The organism is Desulfosediminicola sp. (genome assembly GCF_048381775.1).
Classification (GTDB): domain Bacteria; phylum Desulfobacterota; class Desulfobulbia; order Desulfobulbales; family Desulfocapsaceae; genus Desulfopila; species Desulfopila ganghwensis.
The window spans coordinates 141,250-158,566 of sequence record NZ_JBLXGE010000009.1 but is presented as its reverse complement, the minus strand read 5'-3'; the positions used below and the strand labels follow the sequence as shown (position 1 = coordinate 158,566).

Below are 17,317 nucleotides of genomic sequence, written 5' to 3'. Positions count from 1 at the left end.
TCACTGGTTGTCTGGCTGTCGTGAATTCTGAATTATGCTTGAGTGCTCCAGGGTGGGAAAGTGTTTCGGAGGAGATACCTGTACGCTGTTGGGGAGTCCTGGTTGGTATACATCGGTGTCAACAGGTGCATATATTTCGGCTCTGGCTATCAGCACTCCCTGCTGTGCTTCCTGTTCTGCCGGTTGAACTGGTTTTGCAGCTTGTTGCCTGTCAGGAGTGACCTGCGCGTCAATTTGTTCGTTGGGTTGCTCATCTGGAGGACTGTTGGACAGTGGTGCAGTCTGTATTATCGCGGGGTTCACTGCCTGATTAGCAGGCTCTGTATCTGCTGCCTGTGCCGGTTTTTTCTCTGTTTCAGCTGCGCTTGCTGTTGCCTTGGCAGGCTCTTCAATCTCCTCGACATTTGCGGGCTGTGGTTCAACCGCGATCAGCTCCTTAAAAAACGGTGAGAAGTAGAGCATTGTGAGCAGCAGGCAAAAGACAACCATGAGACCGGCAATAGTCGCTGGTTCCCGAAAAACACTTCGCTGACCGGCCTGTTGGGAAAAGACCTCTGAACCCGCCTTCCTAATAATATCGTAACTCACATGATCTTCGTTTTCCGCATACGCTCCGAGCAATGCACGGTCGCAGAGCACATTTATCCGGCGGGGGATTCCCCCTGTAATTCTGGCTATGTACTTGATTGCTTTAGGTGAAAAGAGCCGTTTGTTTTTGCCGTCGGCTACAGAGAGCCTGTGCAGAATATACGAGTGGACTTCTTCCGGGCTAAGCGGAGTGAGGTGATAGCGGCTGGTGACCCGTTGATTAAGCTGCGAGAGTTCCGGGCGTTCCAGGATATCACGTAACTCGGGTTGACCGATGAGTACTATCTGCAGAAGTTTCTGGGTGTTTGTCTCAAGATTTGTGAGCAGACGCAGCTGTTCGAGCACATCCATGTCGAGGTTTTGTGCCTCGTCAATGATAATGGCGGTGGTGCGCCCTTTGGCGTAAGCCGTTAGCAGATGGCGGTTGAGCACATCCACGTAGGTTTTCATCGAGCCAGCATCACCTTCCAGGAGAATTCCCAGTTCCTCGCAGATAGTTCGAAGCAGCTCGCTTGCGGTGAGTTTGGGGTTGAGGATAATGGCTACATCGGTGTGTTCAGGCAGTTGAGTGAGCAGACATCGGCAGACGGTGGTTTTGCCGGTACCCACATCACCTGTGAGCAGGATGAAGCAGCCGTCGCTGTTGATACCGTAGAGGAGATGGGCCAGAGCTTCCCTGTGCAGCTCACTCATGAAGAGGTAGCGGGGATTTGGAGATATTGCAAAAGGCTTCTCTTCCAGACCAAAGTAGCGGGTATACATGTCTATGTTATGTAAAGGAAAATGTGAAATCCGCAGTCGCTATAATCGTGTACCGGTCGGCGGTGATCCAGACCAGAGTGCGGATTAAAACCAAGTAGATGGTTGCCAGTATATTGTAAAAACATCAAATTTTCCATCTCTCTTTCTTTTTTATTGTAACTCTCGTCATAACCCCATAACATGACCTTGAGGCCCATAGGATAAATTGAAATAGATCAGGAAAACAAAGAGCTAGTAAATGCCGGTTTATGAGTATAAGGCACTCGACAGTGCCGGGAAGGATGTCAAGGGTATCATAGACGCCGAAAGTGAAGCCCAGGCCCGCACAAAGCTGCGATCAGCCGGTACCTATCCCGTCTCGATTAAGCGAAGTAAGGGCCGCACCAGAGGGACTGGCAGGAAAGGTTCCGGCATCGGCCTCTTCGAGCGGGTCCGTCCCGAAGAAGTGCTGGTGTTTACCAGGCAACTGGCGACTCTGGTCGGTGCCGGGATTCCCCTGGTTCCGGCACTGTCTTCTCTGATAGAGCAGACCAGCAATCCGGCGTTACAGAGGGTCATTGCGGAGATCCGCGAAAACGTCAACGAGGGTTCGACCCTGACCAAGGCTCTCAGCAACCATCCAAAACTGTTCTCATCGATTTATGTCAATATGATCCGTGCCGGTGAAGCTTCAGGCTCTCTTGATGTGGTTTTGGAGAGGCTCGCCGAATTTGGTGAAAAGCAACAGGTCTTGCAGGCCAGATTGCAGGCGGCGCTGATATATCCGATTATCATGGCGGTAATTGGCGCGGGTATTCTCTTTATTCTGGTAACCTATGTTGTTCCCAATGTGACCCAGGTGTTCAGTGAGATGGGCAAGGTGCTGCCATGGCCGACCCGGTTCCTCATCGACCTGAGTGGTTTTTTAAAGCTCTACTGGTGGCTGGTCCTTGGCGGCCTGGCCCTGCTTATTTACGGTTTTCGCTATCTGATAAGCTTGCCTTTCGGTCGTTCGGCCTGGGATTTGTTCAAACTGAAATTTCCGGTAATCGGGACTGTTGTGCGCAAGGTGCTGCTGGCCCGCTTTGCCTCTACCCTGGGCAGTCTGCTCAACAGCAGTGTAGAGTTGATGGCTTCAATGAACATCGTCAAGACGCTTATCGACAACGTCCATGTGGCGGCGGTTATTGAAGAGGCAATGGATAACGTCGAGAAGGGCAACAGCATGACTGTTGCTCTATCGCAATCACAGTGGTTTCCCCCAATGTATGTCCAGATGATTGCGGTGGGGGAACAGAGCGGAAACCTGGAAGGGATGCTGGAAAAGGTGGCCGCATCGTATGAGCGTGAGGTTGAGACGGCGATACTCGGGATGACCTCGCTGATAGAGCCGATTATGATTGTCGGCATGGGGGTTGCGGTTGGATTTGTGGTGCTGTCAATTCTCCTGCCAATCTTTGAAATGAACCAGATGGTCGGTTGAGCGTGGTGACTGGGGTCTCTGTTGTTCAATTCTGGTTTATTCCTGCCTGTATTACGTGATAAGCTTTTAGAAGAAATATTATTTGGAAAAATTTATTTTGACTGGCCGGTCGTTCGGCCAGTCGGAAGAGCATACATTTCAATGATACGTTACCTGGAGAGTTTCCTATGAAGGATCTTGGCAGAGTGCGAGTTTCAGTGATTTGTTTTTCAGTGTTGGTATTGTTTGCCATCTATCTTTTTCCTGGGAATGCGTTTTCCGTAGATGCGCAGGACCTGCTTGGAGGAGGTGGCCTTATCCTTACGGATTTCAACAATGATAATGATGCCGCATATGATATTGTGCAGCAGCCGGACGGTAAGCTGGTTGCGGTTGGTTTTGGCAACAACGGTGCCGTTCGAAATGTCGCTGTGGCCAGGTACCTGGAGAGCGGTGAACTCGATAGTAGTTTCAGTAACGACGGTCGAGCCACTTTCAGCGTTGGTAGCGGAGAGTCCGTTGGTCGGGCGGTTGCCTTGCAGGAAGATGGCGCAATTGTGGTGGCCGGCACCAGCACAAATGGCGACCAGGATCTCTTTGTCCTGCGCCTCACTCCGGATGGCGAACTTGATAATACTTTCGGTGCTTACGGAATAGAGACCCTGCCTGCACCAGGGAGTGACGAGTATGTCTATACCGTTGCGGTGGCCGAAGATGGGTCGATTATTCTGGGAGGTGGCAGCATGCTGCCGAGCGAGCCGTTGGCCAGCCTGGTCATCAAGCTTGCCGGAAACGGTGACCTGCTGAGTGATTTTGGTGAAGACGGTAAAGCCCTTCTTGACCGTGAGTATAACAATGTCATCTATTCCCTCATTTTGCTTGACGACGGTGCCATTCTTGCCACCGGTGCCAATACTGCCAACAACCGGTATGAGGCGAGCCTGGTTCAGTTCCAGGCTGACGGTTCACTGGACGATGACTATGCCGAATCCGGGGAGTTGAGCTTTGTTTATGAGGACAACAACACCCGGATGTTTGATCTGCTGAGCCTCAGTGACGGCTCAGTTATCACCTTGGGCTTCACCTACACTAACAGTTTTCGGGAGCCGCTTATTGCCCGCGTATCGGCCGTGGGAGAGCTGGTGGAAAGTTTTGGCGATAATGGTTTTGTCCTGTCACCGCTCAGTGCAGACGGGCTCACAGGGATGGTAATACAACAGGATGACCTGCTGATTACCACCAGTCTTACCACCGCACCGAATGGTGATGATCTCATCATTATCAAGGTTGAAGAAACACTCGAAGATGGCGTCGCGATCACGACCTCCTATCTTACCTTGAGTTCCACTGAATATGAGAGCGATACCCTTTCGACGGTACTCAGTGAGGAGGGCAATGTAATAGTTGCCGGGTTTGCCTCCAATGGTGAGAATGATGATCTGGCCCTGCAGGATTATGGTGCGGATCTCACAAACGATAATATCAGCGTTGGCGTAGGCGTCTCGGGTGAAGATTACACTATTACGACCTTTGCGGTTACGGATGTTCAGCGAAACAGTGCCACCAGCGGAGGCTCCGTTGTCGCCTCAAGCAGTGAGGATGACTGTATCGAGACTACCTGCAGCAGTGAGTGTACGACCCTGGGGTCAAGTATCTGTAATAGCTGTTTAGAAGTGTGTGAGCCCCCGGCGGTTATTTTGCGGGGTGTCGCGTACGGTATCGCGCCGAACCCTTCCTACCGGGAATCTGGTGAAAGCGATGACGTGACAACGGATGATGAAGAAGCGGGTTCCGGTGTATTTCCAGCAAGCGATTCCAGCTGGAACTATGATACAGTTCGCACGGGACAGACGGAAGATGGCGCTGGTGTTGGAGAGTTTGGCAGTGATATGTATCCGATTACTCCGGGGCAGCGCTATTATGCACGAGCGTATGCGGTACTGGAAGATGACACTGTTATCCATGGCAACCAGGTGTCTTTCAAAACAGATGACAGCTGTTTCATAGCAACTGCCGCGTATGGCTCGATAGATGAAGAACATGTTAAGGTCTTGAGAAGATTCAGGGATGAAGTGTTAAATTCTTATAAACCAGGTAGAAAGTTTATAGAAATCTATTATAATCTCTCGCCATCGATAGCAGACAGGATTGAACAGAATAATTTTTTGAAATCAGTAGTTCGTGTTGCGCTGATGCCGGTAATAGGTTTTTGTTATCTGGTATTGCAAGGCAGGTTGTGGCTGATTGGCTTGCTGCTTTGTGTGATAACAATAACGTTTATGGCGCTGGCTCGAAAGAGGGAAAGAAGGAGGATCTGACCTTTATGGATATGCAGGGTGAAAGACAGGAAAGGGGTTGCCGGACACAGGGAGGTTTTACCCTGATTGAGCTGTTGGTGGTTTTGGTTATTATTGGTATTCTGGCAGGTTATATTGGTCCCAAGATCATGGGACGCCCGGAAGAGGCCAAAAGAACCAAGGCCGGTTTGCAGATTCAGGCTATCGATACAGCGTTGAAACTGTATAGGCTTGATAATGGCGTCTACCCCTCTACTGAGCAGGGTCTGCAGGCTCTCGTCGAAGCTCCTCAGACGGGTAAACTGGCGCCGAAATGGCGTGAGGGTGGTTATATGGAGAAAAACAAGGTGCCACTCGATCCCTGGGGTAACGAATTTGTTTACCTGAGTCCCGGCATCCATGGTGATTACGATCTGAGTGCATATGGCCCTGACGGTGAGGCAGGTGGAGAGGGCGAGAACGCTGATGTGAACAGCTGGGAGCTGGAGTAGTTTCTGCGCTCTATGTTTTACGTGTCGAGGGAGCGACAGCAACCCACTGGAATGCGAGATAAGGTTACCGGTAAAACTTCAGGCATCTGCGGTTTTACCCTGCTTGAGCTGATAATTGTAATTTTCCTCATTGGCTTGTTGCTTGTGGTGAGTGTGCCTGCGCTCCGCGACAACCTCTTGAATGACCCCTTGCGTTCAGCTGGACGCAAGCTGATTGGCTATGTCGGCGGTGTTCGAGAGCTGGTGGTTCGCCAGCAGAAACCATATCATATTTATATCGACCTGGATGAGAATCGTCTCTGGTATCTGCCGGAAGATCAGGCGGGTACGGACCAAGATGATCCGCCTGAGAAGGTGCAGCTGAATTTGCCCGGTGATGTTGAGCTACGCGATATCTGGGTACGTTCTTCCGGAAACATATCGAGGGGCGTCCATGAACTCTGGCTGAGCCGGCAGGGGTATGTGGACAAAACGGTTATCCGACTCGAAGATGGTGATGGCGAGACCCTGAGTTTTGTACTGCATCCGTTTCTGCCTGAAATTGAGATCCGGGAGGGATATTATGAGCCGCAGTAACAGCCGAGCCCGTCTGAGTTTCACCCCGTTCAGTGCATCATCGCATAATAGGGCTGGATTTACCCTGCTTGAAGTGATGATCGCCCTGGCAATCATTGCCATCTCCCTGACCTCCCTTTTTGGTTCACAATCACGTTCCCTGTCACTGGCGGCAGAAGCAAAGTTTAATACCACGGCCGCTTTTTTGGCCCAGGAAAAGCTTGCCGAGTATGAGGCTGGTCTTGCAACCTGGGTAAGCGATGAGGGCGACTTTGGCGATGCATTTCCCGGTTTTGCCTGGAGGAGTGAAGTACAGGATGCGGACCTGGGCAATGTAGGCGATTTCGGTAACCTCGAACCGCCGTTGCAACGGGTCGATCTCACCATCTCCTGGCAGGAGGGGCAGTTCTCCAGCACCGTGAGCTATTTCGGCAGGGAGAAGGAGCAACAATGACCGCACCTACTCTCCGGTCTTCTTGCCGGGCAGGTTTCACCCTGCTTGAACTGCTGGTGTCCATTGCTATTTTTGCGGTGGTTATCTCTTCTGTCTACGGGGCATACAGGGCAACATTCCATACAATTAGCGGCACAGATAAACAGGTGCTGCGGGCAGCGGCCGCAAGGGTAATTCTCGAACGTGTTACCGAGGACCTGGAAGCACTCTATACAGGGGAAGACGGATTTTTTGAGGCAGAAAACAAAGAGCTGGGAGACGGTCGGGCCGATACCCTGAAGTTCATGTCGTCTGCTCACCTGGTTTTCACCAATGAGCAGATCCCTGCCGGTAAGACCAGCATTGAATATAAAGTCCGTGAAGCAGCGACGGGCGGGTTTGAGCTCATCAGAATTGATACTCCTCAACTTCCAGGCCAGGAGGATTCAGTTGAAGACGATGCTGCTGGTGATATTCTCGGCAAAGGTCTTCAGTCGTTTTCTTTGAGTTATTTTTCACAAACCGGTGAGCAGTCAGACGATTGGCAGAGCGGAGGGGAATCTGCAGCAGAAGCAGATGGTGGCGAAACCACAGCCCTTGAGTTGCCGGTGCTTGTGCGGGTGGAGATCACCTTTCTGCCTGAGAGTGGGGATGGCCGAGCTGCATTTTTTCGAACATCCATAGCGCTGCCTCAAGTGCACAAAGAGCAAGAGTCGCAGGAGGAGAGCTGATGAGACAAACTCTCTTTCGACTCAACGACCGGGGGATGGCACTGTTGATCACTATCATGGTGATCAGTCTGTTGATTGGGGTGACAGTTCAGTTTAATAAAACAGTACGCCAGGACTACTTTGCCTCCCGCACTCAGCTTGATGGTGAATACCTCAAAGGGGTTGCCCGTTCAGGCCTGTCAATCGGCATGGCTCTTTTAGAGGCGGACGGCCTTGAAAACAATTTCGATAGTGAGCTCGATTCCTGGGCGTCACTTGATGACGAAACCTTGAGTACCCTTTTTTCAGGAGGGACTCTGGCGCTGAATATAACCGATCACTCGGGGAGGCTGCAGATCAACAGTTTAGTGGCCCGGCCGGAAGGCGGTGGTGAAGAAAGTTCTGAAGAAACCAGAGAAATATTGAAGAGATTGCTCCTATCCGGTACATTTAGTACTATTGATGAGCAACAGGTCGTTGAACTTATTGACGCCCTGGTAGACTGGCTCGATACCGATGAGAGGGAATCTGATTTCGGTGCTGAGGACAGTTACTACCAGTCCCTTAGTCCTCCCTATGAGGCGGCCAACGGACCGATTTCCAGCATCGAGGAGTTGTTGCTGGTGAAGGGAGTAGACAGGGAGCTGCTTTTCGGGAATGGTATAAGCCCCGGGCTTGCAGATTTTATCACTGTTTATGGGGACGACGGCAAGATCAATATCAATACTGCTCCCAGGCAATTGTTGCAGGCACTGCATCCCCAGATGTCTGAGGAGTTGGCGTTAACTCTGGAAGACTATCGTAGTCAGGAGCTGAACCGCGACAATCTGGAAAATGCAGACTGGTACAGGCAGGTTCCTGCCTGGCCCGGGGATATCGAATTGCCTGATGGGCTGCTGTCTACGAAAAGTGTTTGGTTCGAGCTGGAATCTCAAGGTGTTTTTCACGATCAGAGAAAGCGCATGAGCGCAGTGGTTGTCCGCGATCAAGACAGTAAAACAGTTCTTGTCAGCAAAAAGTCGCAGTAATGTCGAATGACTTAAGCAATAAATACGAAGATATTAACAGGTATGGTGAAAAGTGGATAATCTGCTTGCCATAGATTTTCAAAGCGACTGGGCCACAGCCGTGCTGCTGGAGGTTGGGCAGAGGGCACGCGTAGTCAGGAGTTATGGGGTCTGTTCGACAGTTGACCGGCCGCTTGAAGAGGTGGTTGCCGACCTGGTGCGCCAGACAGGTTATTCAACCGGAGACTGCAGGGTTGGAATCGGGGCTGAGTTGTGTTCGTACCGTAACCTCAGTCTTCCTTTCACCGATAGACGTAAAGTCGCTAAAGTATTGCCGTTCGAGTTGGAAGAGGTTTCGATTCAGGGCATAGCGGATCAACATTATGATGTGCTCTTAAACCCGGTCGGCAATGAGAAAACAGAGATCCTGGCTGCCATGGTTGAGTCCCGGATCATGGATGAATATCTGGCCGCACTGGCTTCCGCTGGTCTTGACCCCGAGTTGTTCGGAATTGGTGGTGTTGAGGTCGCTCTTCATCTTATCTCTACCGGCGTTGAACGGGCGTTGCTGCTCGATATCGGGTTGCGTTGCGCCACCATGATCGCCATAGACGACTCACAGATAATCCTCATTCGGCCCATAGATTGTGATGCAGAGGCAATTGCTGGTCTCACCATGTCTGAACCCGGAGGTGTGGTTGTAAGTCAGCCTGAAAAGGTGGCTAAAATTGCCGACCATCTGTCTCCTGTATTGATGCAGACCCTCTATTCCATCGGTCGCTCATACTTTCTTGAAGGCGATGTAGCCTGTCGTGTAAATGGTGTGATTGGGCTTCTTCCTGATCTTTTCCAAAAGCTTGCCGACATCCTGCCTTTTGAGGTCACCGCCTATGACGCAGGCGATCAGCCTCTCTTGAAAATCGAGCCGCAAGCTACTCTTGCCTGGAATCCCCCATTGATGAACCGTGTTCTGGCCTTGGCCACGATCAAGGGCAAAGGATCGGAAGGGATCAATTTTCGTACGGGGACTTTCAGGAGAAAATATGCTTTCAAGGATGTCCGCAAAAAGTTGTTGGCAGTGGCCATCCCGCTTTCAGTTGTGCTGGTGGGGTTTATCGGGTTTGCAATCTGGGAGATTTCTGAGCTGAAAGGCAGAAGAGAAGGGCTGCAGACTGAAATCACCCGTGTTTTTAATGAAACACTGCCTGAGGTCACCCGGGTGGTAAATCCTGTGCAGCAGCTTCAGGTGAAAATAGACGAAACCAGAAAGCTGTATAGTGCAGGCCCTGATGGTACGCAGCGTCTGTCCACGCTTACCTTGCTTGCCGAATTGTCCCGGCTGATACCAGCCAACATGCAGATTCGTATAACCCGGCTTGTGGCTGATCTCGACGATGTGCGCATCAAGGCGGAAACCACGGACTTCAACACGGTTGATAATGTGAAGAAAGAGTTGGAAAAATCAGCCTATTTCAAATCTGTGACCATCAGTTCGGCAAACCTTGCTCCCCGGGGCGGAGAGGTGCGTTTCGAACTTAAACTGGAGTTGTGATAGAGTCATGCCAGCAGCCAGATTCGGAAAACTGATGAACGCTATCAAGGACAAAGCCGGTATTGACCAGCTGTCCAGCCGGGAGAAACTTGCCTTGGCTTTGGGGGTCGTAGTCATTGTCAGCCTGGCCGTTTACCAGTTGGCAATATCGCCGTATCTGGAGTCTCGCGCCCGCCTTATTAATTCTATTGAGCGCAAGAAGCAGGAACTGGTGCAGATGCAGATGATGCAGCAGGAGTATTTGGAATTGCGAAAGGAGGAAGGTGGTATCAAGGCCAACCTGTCGAAGCGCCCGGCGAACTTTACTCTTTTTACCTTTATTGACCAGCAGGCAGAGCTATCCCAGGTGAAGGAGAAAATTAATTACATGAAGCCGTCGGTTATTGCCGGTGACGGCGAGCTTGACGAGTCCGTAGTTGAACTCAAGTTGCAGAGTGTGACACTTGAGCGACTGGTGGAATTTATTAAACAGACGGAGTCGGAGCAAAACGTCGTCTCCATCAGGCGCATTTCGATCCAGACAAGCGCCAGGGAAGAAGGTTATCTCGACGTTATACTGCAGATCGCGACGTTCGTGGAGGCGAGTTGATAATGGTACTCGGCAAAAGTTCCGGTTCCCGTCTGCTGTTTTATCTGATCTATGCGTTGTTGATTACCAGTGCGCTGCTGGTGGTGCGCTTTCCAACGGAGAAGTTTTTAAGGTATGCGGAGAAAAAGGTGGAGGCCGCTTTGCCTGGGAGCAAGGTGAAATTATCGACCATGTCGTATGCCTTCCCTTTAAGTGTCCACCTCGGACGGGCGCAAATGTCGGGTCTTGACAACGATGAAGATATCCTGCTTCTTCAACAGGTTCAGATAACACCGAAATTGGACGGATTGGGTTTTGTCTACCATGTCTCCGGCTCCGTTTTAGGCGGCAGTTTTGCTACTGAGTTGAAAATCGCTCCCGCAGATAAACGTTACAGCTTGAAGACGCTTGAGCTGACAGGCATTGATCTAAGCCGTTCAGCCCCCCTCTCCAGAATTTTCAGGCGGGACATTCAGGGCGTATTGAAATTCAGTGGAGAATACTCCAATTCTTTCGACGCCTCGGTTGGTAGTGGAACGGGCATGGCAGGTGAGGGGGTGCTGAGGATTACTAATGGAAGTTTTGCCCTGCGCCAATCTGTTTTAACCCTGAAAACCCTGGATTTTGACTCGCTGGATACTGTCGTGATGATGCAGGATGGGGTTTTGACCCTGAATGAAGGTGTTTTGGAGGGCAAAGAACTGCAAGCAAATTTTACAGGTAACCTGGTTGTGGCAAACACTCCCCAAAGCTGGAAACTCGATCTTGCGGGAGGCATGGTGCCCAATAAGGACTTTCTTCAGGAGAAGCCGCAAATGGTCAGTGTCGTGAATCGGTTGCGGAAGCAATACAAAAAAAATGACCTGCCTTACACCGTCAGCGGTACGTTAGCCAACCCGAGTTTTCGTTTTGGAGGGACAAACTGATCAGCTATGGCCTCCAGAATTTCGAATATATTGCCGTTTCTTATTATCACGCTGGTCTGTATGCTTGGCGTTGAGGGTGGGTATCTTGCTTTGGAGCGTTTTGTAATCGATCCGGTAATTATGCCAAAACCCGGGGGCAAAGAAGAGAGTGCTCAGCAGGTGCAGCCGTCCCGGCAACGATCCCGGGTCACCACCAAGGTCGACTATGGTGTGATAACCAGACGAAATCTCTTTGGGCCACCTCCACAGGCTGCTGGTTCTTCAGAGTTGGAAACTCCACCTGAGGAACTTGAAGCCACCAGCCTTGACGTAGTGCTTATGGGAACTGTTGGCGGCGATGAGGAGAGCAGGGCTATTATCTTGAATAAACAGGATCGCAAGCAGGAAATTTACAGCGTTGGTGACAATGTGCAGGGGGCGCTCATAAAAGAGATTTTAAGGGGCAAGGTTATCCTCAACCTTGACGGCAGGGATGAGATGCTCGATATGAGTGAAGCAGCCCAGTATGGACCCAAAGCCGGAAGCAGGCCGGTTTCCGTTAGCCCTGCAATTCGTACCAGGCGGGTAATTGAGACCCCGAGCCTGAACGGTGCCGATCAATCGGGAGAGGTTGTGCCACGAACTCGGGTGGTCCGGCCAACCCGCAGGATAATCCGTCCCCAGCCGACAGATGAACAGACCGGGGAGCCTGATGAAGAGGGTGAGGAAGTCGAAGGTATTGAAGATGTCGGTGAAGAGTTTGTTGAGGATCGTGTTGAAGAGGACGTTGAAGAGGACGTTGAAGAGGACGTTGAAGAGGATGTTGTAGAGGGTGTTGTAGAGGAAAACGGAGTGGATGACACTACTCAGGATCAGTACTGATAGCCTGAAGACGTGGTGAACTGTATATTTGTAGTGTGTTGTCATGTATATAATTGCCCGCGAGATATATCGAAGAGGGGCGGCAAAGGATAGAGCAAAATATATCAGAGGAAGAATTCCATGGGTGGTAAAAGGGTACCTCTATCAATCAGGCATTGTATAGGCAAAGTGATAAGCTTTTCTGCAATCTTATCTTTGACGGTTGGCCTTTGCGGCCTGCCGGCCCTGGCAGAAAATGGGCAAACCGGTGAGCGGCTTTCGCAAGCCTCCGCCGGCACAATAGGTGACATCGACAGCAAGCGCTTTATTACTATTGATTTCGATAACGTCGATATTCGACTGTTTATCAAGTATATAAGTGAGCTTACCGGTAAGAATTTCGTTGTTGATAAGGCTGTGCAGGGCAATGTGACAATCCTTTCACCAACCAAGATTTCTGAGGAAGAAGCCTACCGGGTATTTGAATCTGTTCTGGAAGTGCATGGTTTTACAACTGTTCAGTCAGGTTCCGTGATCAAGATTCTGCCGGCAGCGGCGGCGCGCTCTAAAAATGTTGAGACCATTCGTATGGGAATGAGCAGCCACCCCGAGGATAAGGTGGTGACCCAGCTGGTGCCCTTGAAAAACAGCTCGCCGGACGACATGAAAAAGGTGCTTACACCTTTACTCTCCAAGACTTCGGTGATGGTGTCCCATCCCCAGTCCGGCATGCTGATTATTACCGAGACCCTCTCCAACATACAGCGGCTCCTGGCAATTATCGAAACGCTTGATGTGGAGTTTACAGAAGAAGAGGTGGTTGTGATTCAACTGGAGAATGCGGCAGCGACTTCCGTCGCTCAAATTCTCAGTTCAATCTATCAGCGCAGCAGGACGGTCAAGGGCCGTACTGCTACAACCCAGGATGTGAAGGTGGTACCGTATGAGCGGGTGAATTCGCTGGTCATTTTCGCAGACAGGCAGGAGCTGCGCAGGCTTCGGAATATAGTTGCATTGCTCGATACCCCCGCTGAGCGCGGTGAGGGGAATATAAATGTCTATTACCTGCAGAATGCGTATGCCACCGAGCTGGCGAAGGTTCTCACCGCACTTCCCACCGGCCAGACAGCCGAGACCGAAAAGGGTAAGGCGCCGACAATTTCCAAAGATGTGAAGATAACCGCGGATGAGGAAACCAACTCCCTTATCATCACCGCCAGCCGCGAAGAGTTCAATGTCCTGGAAGGGGTTATCAAAAAGCTCGATATCCCGCGTCAGATGGTCTATCTGGAAGCGTTGATCCTGGAGGTGAACGCCGCAAAGGATTTTGAGGTTGGGGTTGAATGGGCCCTTGGGGGTACATTCGCGGATGACACCGGTGTTCTGGCGTCGGGTTTTTCCAGTAACTCTGAGAATCCATTTAGTACTCTTGGTGGGATAAATGGCGATGATCCAAGTCTAGGTGATGGCTTTACTCTCGGTGTGATCAAGCAGGGAATTAAAATTGGTGGTGTAACTTTTCCCAATATCGGCGCAGTGTTAAATGCTTACAAGAGCGATGCCGATATCAATATCATCTCCACCCCGCAGATACTGACCACAGACAATAAACAGGCTGCGATCAGTGTTGGTGAGAATGTACCGTACATCACCAGTCAGAATACCACAGATGCCCAGCAGGATTATACCCAGTACGAGTATCGTGATGTCGCCACCAAGATGACAATCACGCCCCGAATCAATCTTGCCGATACCATGCGTTTGGAGATTGAGACGGAGATCACCAGACTCAAGGGTAGCAGTCTTGACCTGACTCCGACGACGTTTACCAGAACCGCCAGTACCACTGTGGTTGTGAACGACAGTGATACGGTGGTTATCGGCGGTATTATAGGTGAGGATTCAAACCTCACAGAAATAAAGGTGCCCCTGCTTGGTGATATTCCCGGATTGGGCTGGTTATTCAAGTCCCAGGCCACAAGCACCATCAGGACAAATATGTTTATCTTCATTACACCGAAGATTATTCGTAACCCTGCAGATATCGCCAGTGTAACATTGAAAAAGGAAGACAAAATGGAAGAGGTCATGCCCGGAGCCAAGGAAACCATTTACCGGGTGCCGAACAAAAATCACGCGATGATTCTTACCGAGCGTGGTTTTGAATACCTTGTTCAGGAGCGCAACGTCGAGGCCCGCGAATATTTTGAAGAAGCGCTGGAATTAGACCCAGAGAATCCTTACACACTTCTGAATATAGGTGTAATTGAAGAGCGTGAGGGCAACTATCCAGCGGCGGCTCAATATTACCAGAAGGTGATTACCACCGGTACCACTGCCACTGCGCTTGAAGCCAGTGACTCGAGCAAGGAAGGGTTGTCGTTGGTGCAGATAGCCAGGGAAAACATAGAGCGTCTGCGCCAGACACAGAACCGCAGGTAGGCCAGCGTACTGTGACTGTTTTTAAGGTATTGATGAGCTACGGTACAACATGAAAAAACTTGGCGAAATTTTAAAAGAGACCTGTAACCTGACGGATAAGGCCATTGATGAGGCCATAGACGGGCGTACCGGTAACGAAAAGATTGGTGAGCTGCTGATCAGGAACAAGGAAGTTGACGAGCTTGACGTGCTGAAGGCGCTGGGCGATCAGTTGCAAATTGAGGTGAAACTGGCCCTGCCGCCGGAGATTCAGACAGAGTTCACCGAAAAAATCGGGATCAGTTTCCTTAAAAAATATAAAATTGTACCGATCGTTGTCGCCGACGATACCTTTATCGCTATAAACGATCCGACCAATTTTCAGCCGGTAGATGACTTGCGCCGGGTCTTAGGGTTAGGAAATGCACGAACCGTCATCTGTCCGTATCAGGCTATTGTCAGTGCCATTAATTATGCCTATGACATGACCCAGGATACGGCAGAAGAGGTTATGCAGGATATGGATGAGGAAGATCCGGAGCAGTTGTTCAGTGAGATTGAGGAGGTCGGCGATCTGCTGGATGATACCAGTGATTCTCCGGTAATTCGCCTGGTCAATTTCATGTTCGCCCAGGCCGTGCGGGACGGAGCCTCGGATATACACATCGAGCCGTACCAGAACAGCCTGAAGATACGACAACGGCTGGATGGTATTCTCTACGACATGTTCAGCCCGCCCAAGCATGTCCAGTCGACTCTGGTTTCCCGTGTGAAGATCATGGCTAAGCTTGATATTGCTGAAAAACGACTTCCCCAGGATGGTCGAATCGAGCTGAAAGTGGGCAACAAAGAGATCGATGTTCGTGTTTCGACCCTGCCCACTGCTTTTGGTGAACGGGTGGTGCTTCGTCTGCTTGATAAGTCCTCGGTGCTGATTTCAATGTCGGATCTCGGCATGCCGCAGGATCGACTGAAAAGCTTCCTTGAGCAGATTAAGGCGGCGAACGGCATAGTGTTAGTTACCGGTCCCACCGGTTCTGGTAAAACAACTACTTTGTATGCTGCACTCACCTCCATCAATAACACGGATATTAATATAATTACCGTTGAAGATCCCATTGAATACCGGATCAGTGGTATCGGTCAGGTGCAGGTGAACCCTAAAATCAATCTCACTTTCGCTTCAGGTCTGCGGTCAATAGTCCGCCAGGATCCGGACGTTATTCTGGTGGGGGAGATCCGTGATACAGAGACTGCCGAAATTGCAATCCAGTCGGCTCTTACCGGTCACCTGGTCTTTTCCACCCTGCATACCAATGATGCCCCGAGTGCTGTTACCCGTTTACGGGATATGGGGATCGAACCTTTTCTGATCGCTTCATCAATCAATGCCATCCTGGCTCAACGTCTGGTTCGTGTGCTTTGTCAAAACTGTAAGGAGCCGTATACTCCCGATCAGGAGGAGTTGATGAAGATAGGTTTGGATATCGACAAATATCGGGATACGAAGATTTTTCGCAGCAAGGGGTGTGGCAAGTGTCACCATACCGGTTATAAGGGACGGCAGGGGATTTTTGAGTTATTGCTTATGAACAAGGACATGAAGAGCTGTGTTCTAACTACTTCAGACGCAAACGAAATCAGGCGACGGGCGATCGAAGAGAATGGCCTGGTTACGCTACGGCATGATGGTGCCCGAAAGGTATTGGAAGGCACGACGACCATTGAAGAAGTATACCGTGTCTGCCAGGAGTAGATGTGTTGTTTGATGCAAAAGAAGTATGGCAGAGTTTTTCATGATATTGACAAGCCCCCTGATTTACCTCTGGAAACTGGCCGGAGTTCCGGCAATCCGCAGGGGAAGGGGCTAAGCAAAACGCTTGATCTGCTGCTGGAAGTTCAGTCCACCAGTTCATTGCCTGATGCCAGCGACGATGGGCTGGCGAGAATTGTGGAGGATTATATCGCCACTCTGCTGATTGTATCCTGCGAGTTTAAATTCAAGCCTGTGGCCGGCGTCGAATATTCTTTGTACTTTACCAATAACAGGCTGCTCCTTTCCCTGATAACTCCCGAAGAAGGCGGCAGCCGGCTTTTTGATGAGTTTGTGGGACGCTGCAGTCTGAAACGTGACCTGTCCTGGTCGGTCCACGGTGTGAATCCGGAACGTCTTTCCTTGATTTTCGATCCTGAGCTGTTGGTTGAACTTGAAAAGTCCCAGCATAAACAAAACCTGGATATTGGTCGTTTACGATCCCTGCTTCAGGAAATAAGCAACTCTGAGAATTGGCGTTTTGACAGCCGATTGGGATATTATCAGAATGTTCTGTTGTTTCTTGTTCAGAAAACTCTGCGCCAAAGGTTGAACAGGTTGCGGGAGAGCGGCAGCCAGCTGGGGACGGAAGAGCGTAATATGCTGCTTTCCCTGTAGTTGCTCATGGCTCCTCATAAATCTTAATTTGAGGAGGTAGACCTGAGGTGTGAGGGGGGAAGGTGACAGGCGTAAGACTTAAAGCTGAAAATCGCCTCTTTACAGGCCGATTGCCTGGTTATTCCAGGGAGTGATTGGTCGACAATAGGTCACGTTTAACACTTTAATTCTTGAAGCCGGGTTTTGTTATTTAGAAGATATGTGTGGATAGGGCATTGGTATGATAAGAAATTTAGCATGGATTGAATTGTCGATATCAATAATCTTTTTGGTTCTGACTATATGGCCAATATCT

The 17,317-nt window shown here is 50.4% G+C and carries 15 protein-coding genes; 14 read left to right on the top strand and 1 reads right to left on the bottom strand.

From position 1 onward, the window contains the following. On the bottom strand, nt 1-1,350 hold the full coding sequence (locus tag ACN5NT_RS15650) for an AAA family ATPase (protein ID WP_419176041.1): 1,350 nt from the start codon (nt 1,348-1,350) through the stop codon (nt 1-3). Between the two features lie 238 nt (nt 1,351-1,588). Between ACN5NT_RS15650 and gspF the strand changes: the two genes are divergently transcribed. From gspF to ACN5NT_RS15580, 14 genes are all read left to right on the top strand, one after another. Then, nucleotides 1,589-2,812: a type II secretion system inner membrane protein GspF gene (gene gspF / locus ACN5NT_RS15645; RefSeq protein ID WP_419176040.1), complete on the top strand. Its 1,224-nt coding sequence runs from the start codon at nt 1,589-1,591 to the stop codon at nt 2,810-2,812. Nucleotides 2,813-2,979: 167 nt separating this feature from the next. Continuing rightward, nucleotides 2,980-5,109, top strand: a complete 2,130-nt coding sequence (locus ACN5NT_RS15640; protein WP_419176039.1) for a delta-60 repeat domain-containing protein — start codon at nt 2,980-2,982, stop codon at nt 5,107-5,109. 5 nt (nt 5,110-5,114) lie between these two features. Further along, a complete protein-coding gene (gene gspG, locus ACN5NT_RS15635; RefSeq protein WP_275942954.1) occupies nt 5,115-5,579 on the top strand; it encodes a type II secretion system major pseudopilin GspG in 465 nt (154 codons plus the stop codon). Between the two features lie 12 nt (nt 5,580-5,591). Further along, complete coding sequence (locus ACN5NT_RS15630; RefSeq protein WP_419176038.1) at nt 5,592-6,155, top strand: pilus assembly FimT family protein; 564 nt, start codon at nt 5,592-5,594, stop codon at nt 6,153-6,155. After that, nucleotides 6,142-6,588 (top strand): type IV pilus modification PilV family protein, encoded by a 447-nt coding sequence (locus ACN5NT_RS15625; RefSeq protein ID WP_419176037.1) that lies wholly within the window; start codon nt 6,142-6,144, stop codon nt 6,586-6,588. The genes ACN5NT_RS15630 and ACN5NT_RS15625 overlap by 14 nt, the downstream gene beginning before the upstream one ends. Next, complete coding sequence (locus ACN5NT_RS15620; RefSeq protein WP_419176036.1) at nt 6,585-7,298, top strand: PulJ/GspJ family protein; 714 nt, start codon at nt 6,585-6,587, stop codon at nt 7,296-7,298. Before ACN5NT_RS15625 ends, ACN5NT_RS15620 begins: the two co-directional genes overlap by 4 nt. Then, nucleotides 7,298-8,305: a type II secretion system minor pseudopilin GspK gene (gene gspK, locus ACN5NT_RS15615; protein WP_419176035.1), complete on the top strand. Its 1,008-nt coding sequence runs from the start codon at nt 7,298-7,300 to the stop codon at nt 8,303-8,305. Before ACN5NT_RS15620 ends, gspK begins: the two co-directional genes overlap by 1 nt. A 52-nt stretch (nt 8,306-8,357) precedes the next feature. Next, nucleotides 8,358-9,836 carry a type II secretion system protein GspL gene (locus tag ACN5NT_RS15610; RefSeq protein ID WP_419176034.1) on the top strand — a complete coding sequence of 493 codons (1,479 nt, stop codon included), beginning with the start codon at nt 8,358-8,360 and terminating at the stop codon, nt 9,834-9,836. A 34-nt stretch (nt 9,837-9,870) separates the two neighbouring features. Beyond that, entirely contained in the window at nt 9,871-10,425 is a 555-nt protein-coding gene (gene gspM, locus ACN5NT_RS15605) for a type II secretion system protein GspM (RefSeq protein WP_167495709.1), read from the top strand. A 2-nt stretch (nt 10,426-10,427) separates the two neighbouring features. Further along, entirely contained in the window at nt 10,428-11,330 is a 903-nt protein-coding gene (gene gspN, locus ACN5NT_RS15600) for a type II secretion system protein GspN (RefSeq protein WP_419176033.1), read from the top strand. Between the two features lie 6 nt (nt 11,331-11,336). Next, complete coding sequence (locus ACN5NT_RS15595) at nt 11,337-12,191, top strand: type II secretion system protein N (RefSeq protein WP_419176032.1); 855 nt, start codon at nt 11,337-11,339, stop codon at nt 12,189-12,191. A gap of 120 nt (nt 12,192-12,311) precedes the next feature. Further along, on the top strand, nt 12,312-14,612 hold the full coding sequence (gene gspD / locus ACN5NT_RS15590) for a type II secretion system secretin GspD (protein WP_419176031.1): 2,301 nt from the start codon (nt 12,312-12,314) through the stop codon (nt 14,610-14,612). A 49-nt stretch (nt 14,613-14,661) separates the two neighbouring features. Next, a complete protein-coding gene (gene gspE / locus ACN5NT_RS15585; RefSeq protein ID WP_136796475.1) occupies nt 14,662-16,347 on the top strand; it encodes a type II secretion system ATPase GspE in 1,686 nt (561 codons plus the stop codon). A gap of 12 nt (nt 16,348-16,359) precedes the next feature. Then, nucleotides 16,360-17,022, top strand: a complete 663-nt coding sequence (locus tag ACN5NT_RS15580) for a hypothetical protein (protein ID WP_167495710.1) — start codon at nt 16,360-16,362, stop codon at nt 17,020-17,022. The last annotated feature ends 295 nt before the right edge of the window (nt 17,023-17,317 follow it).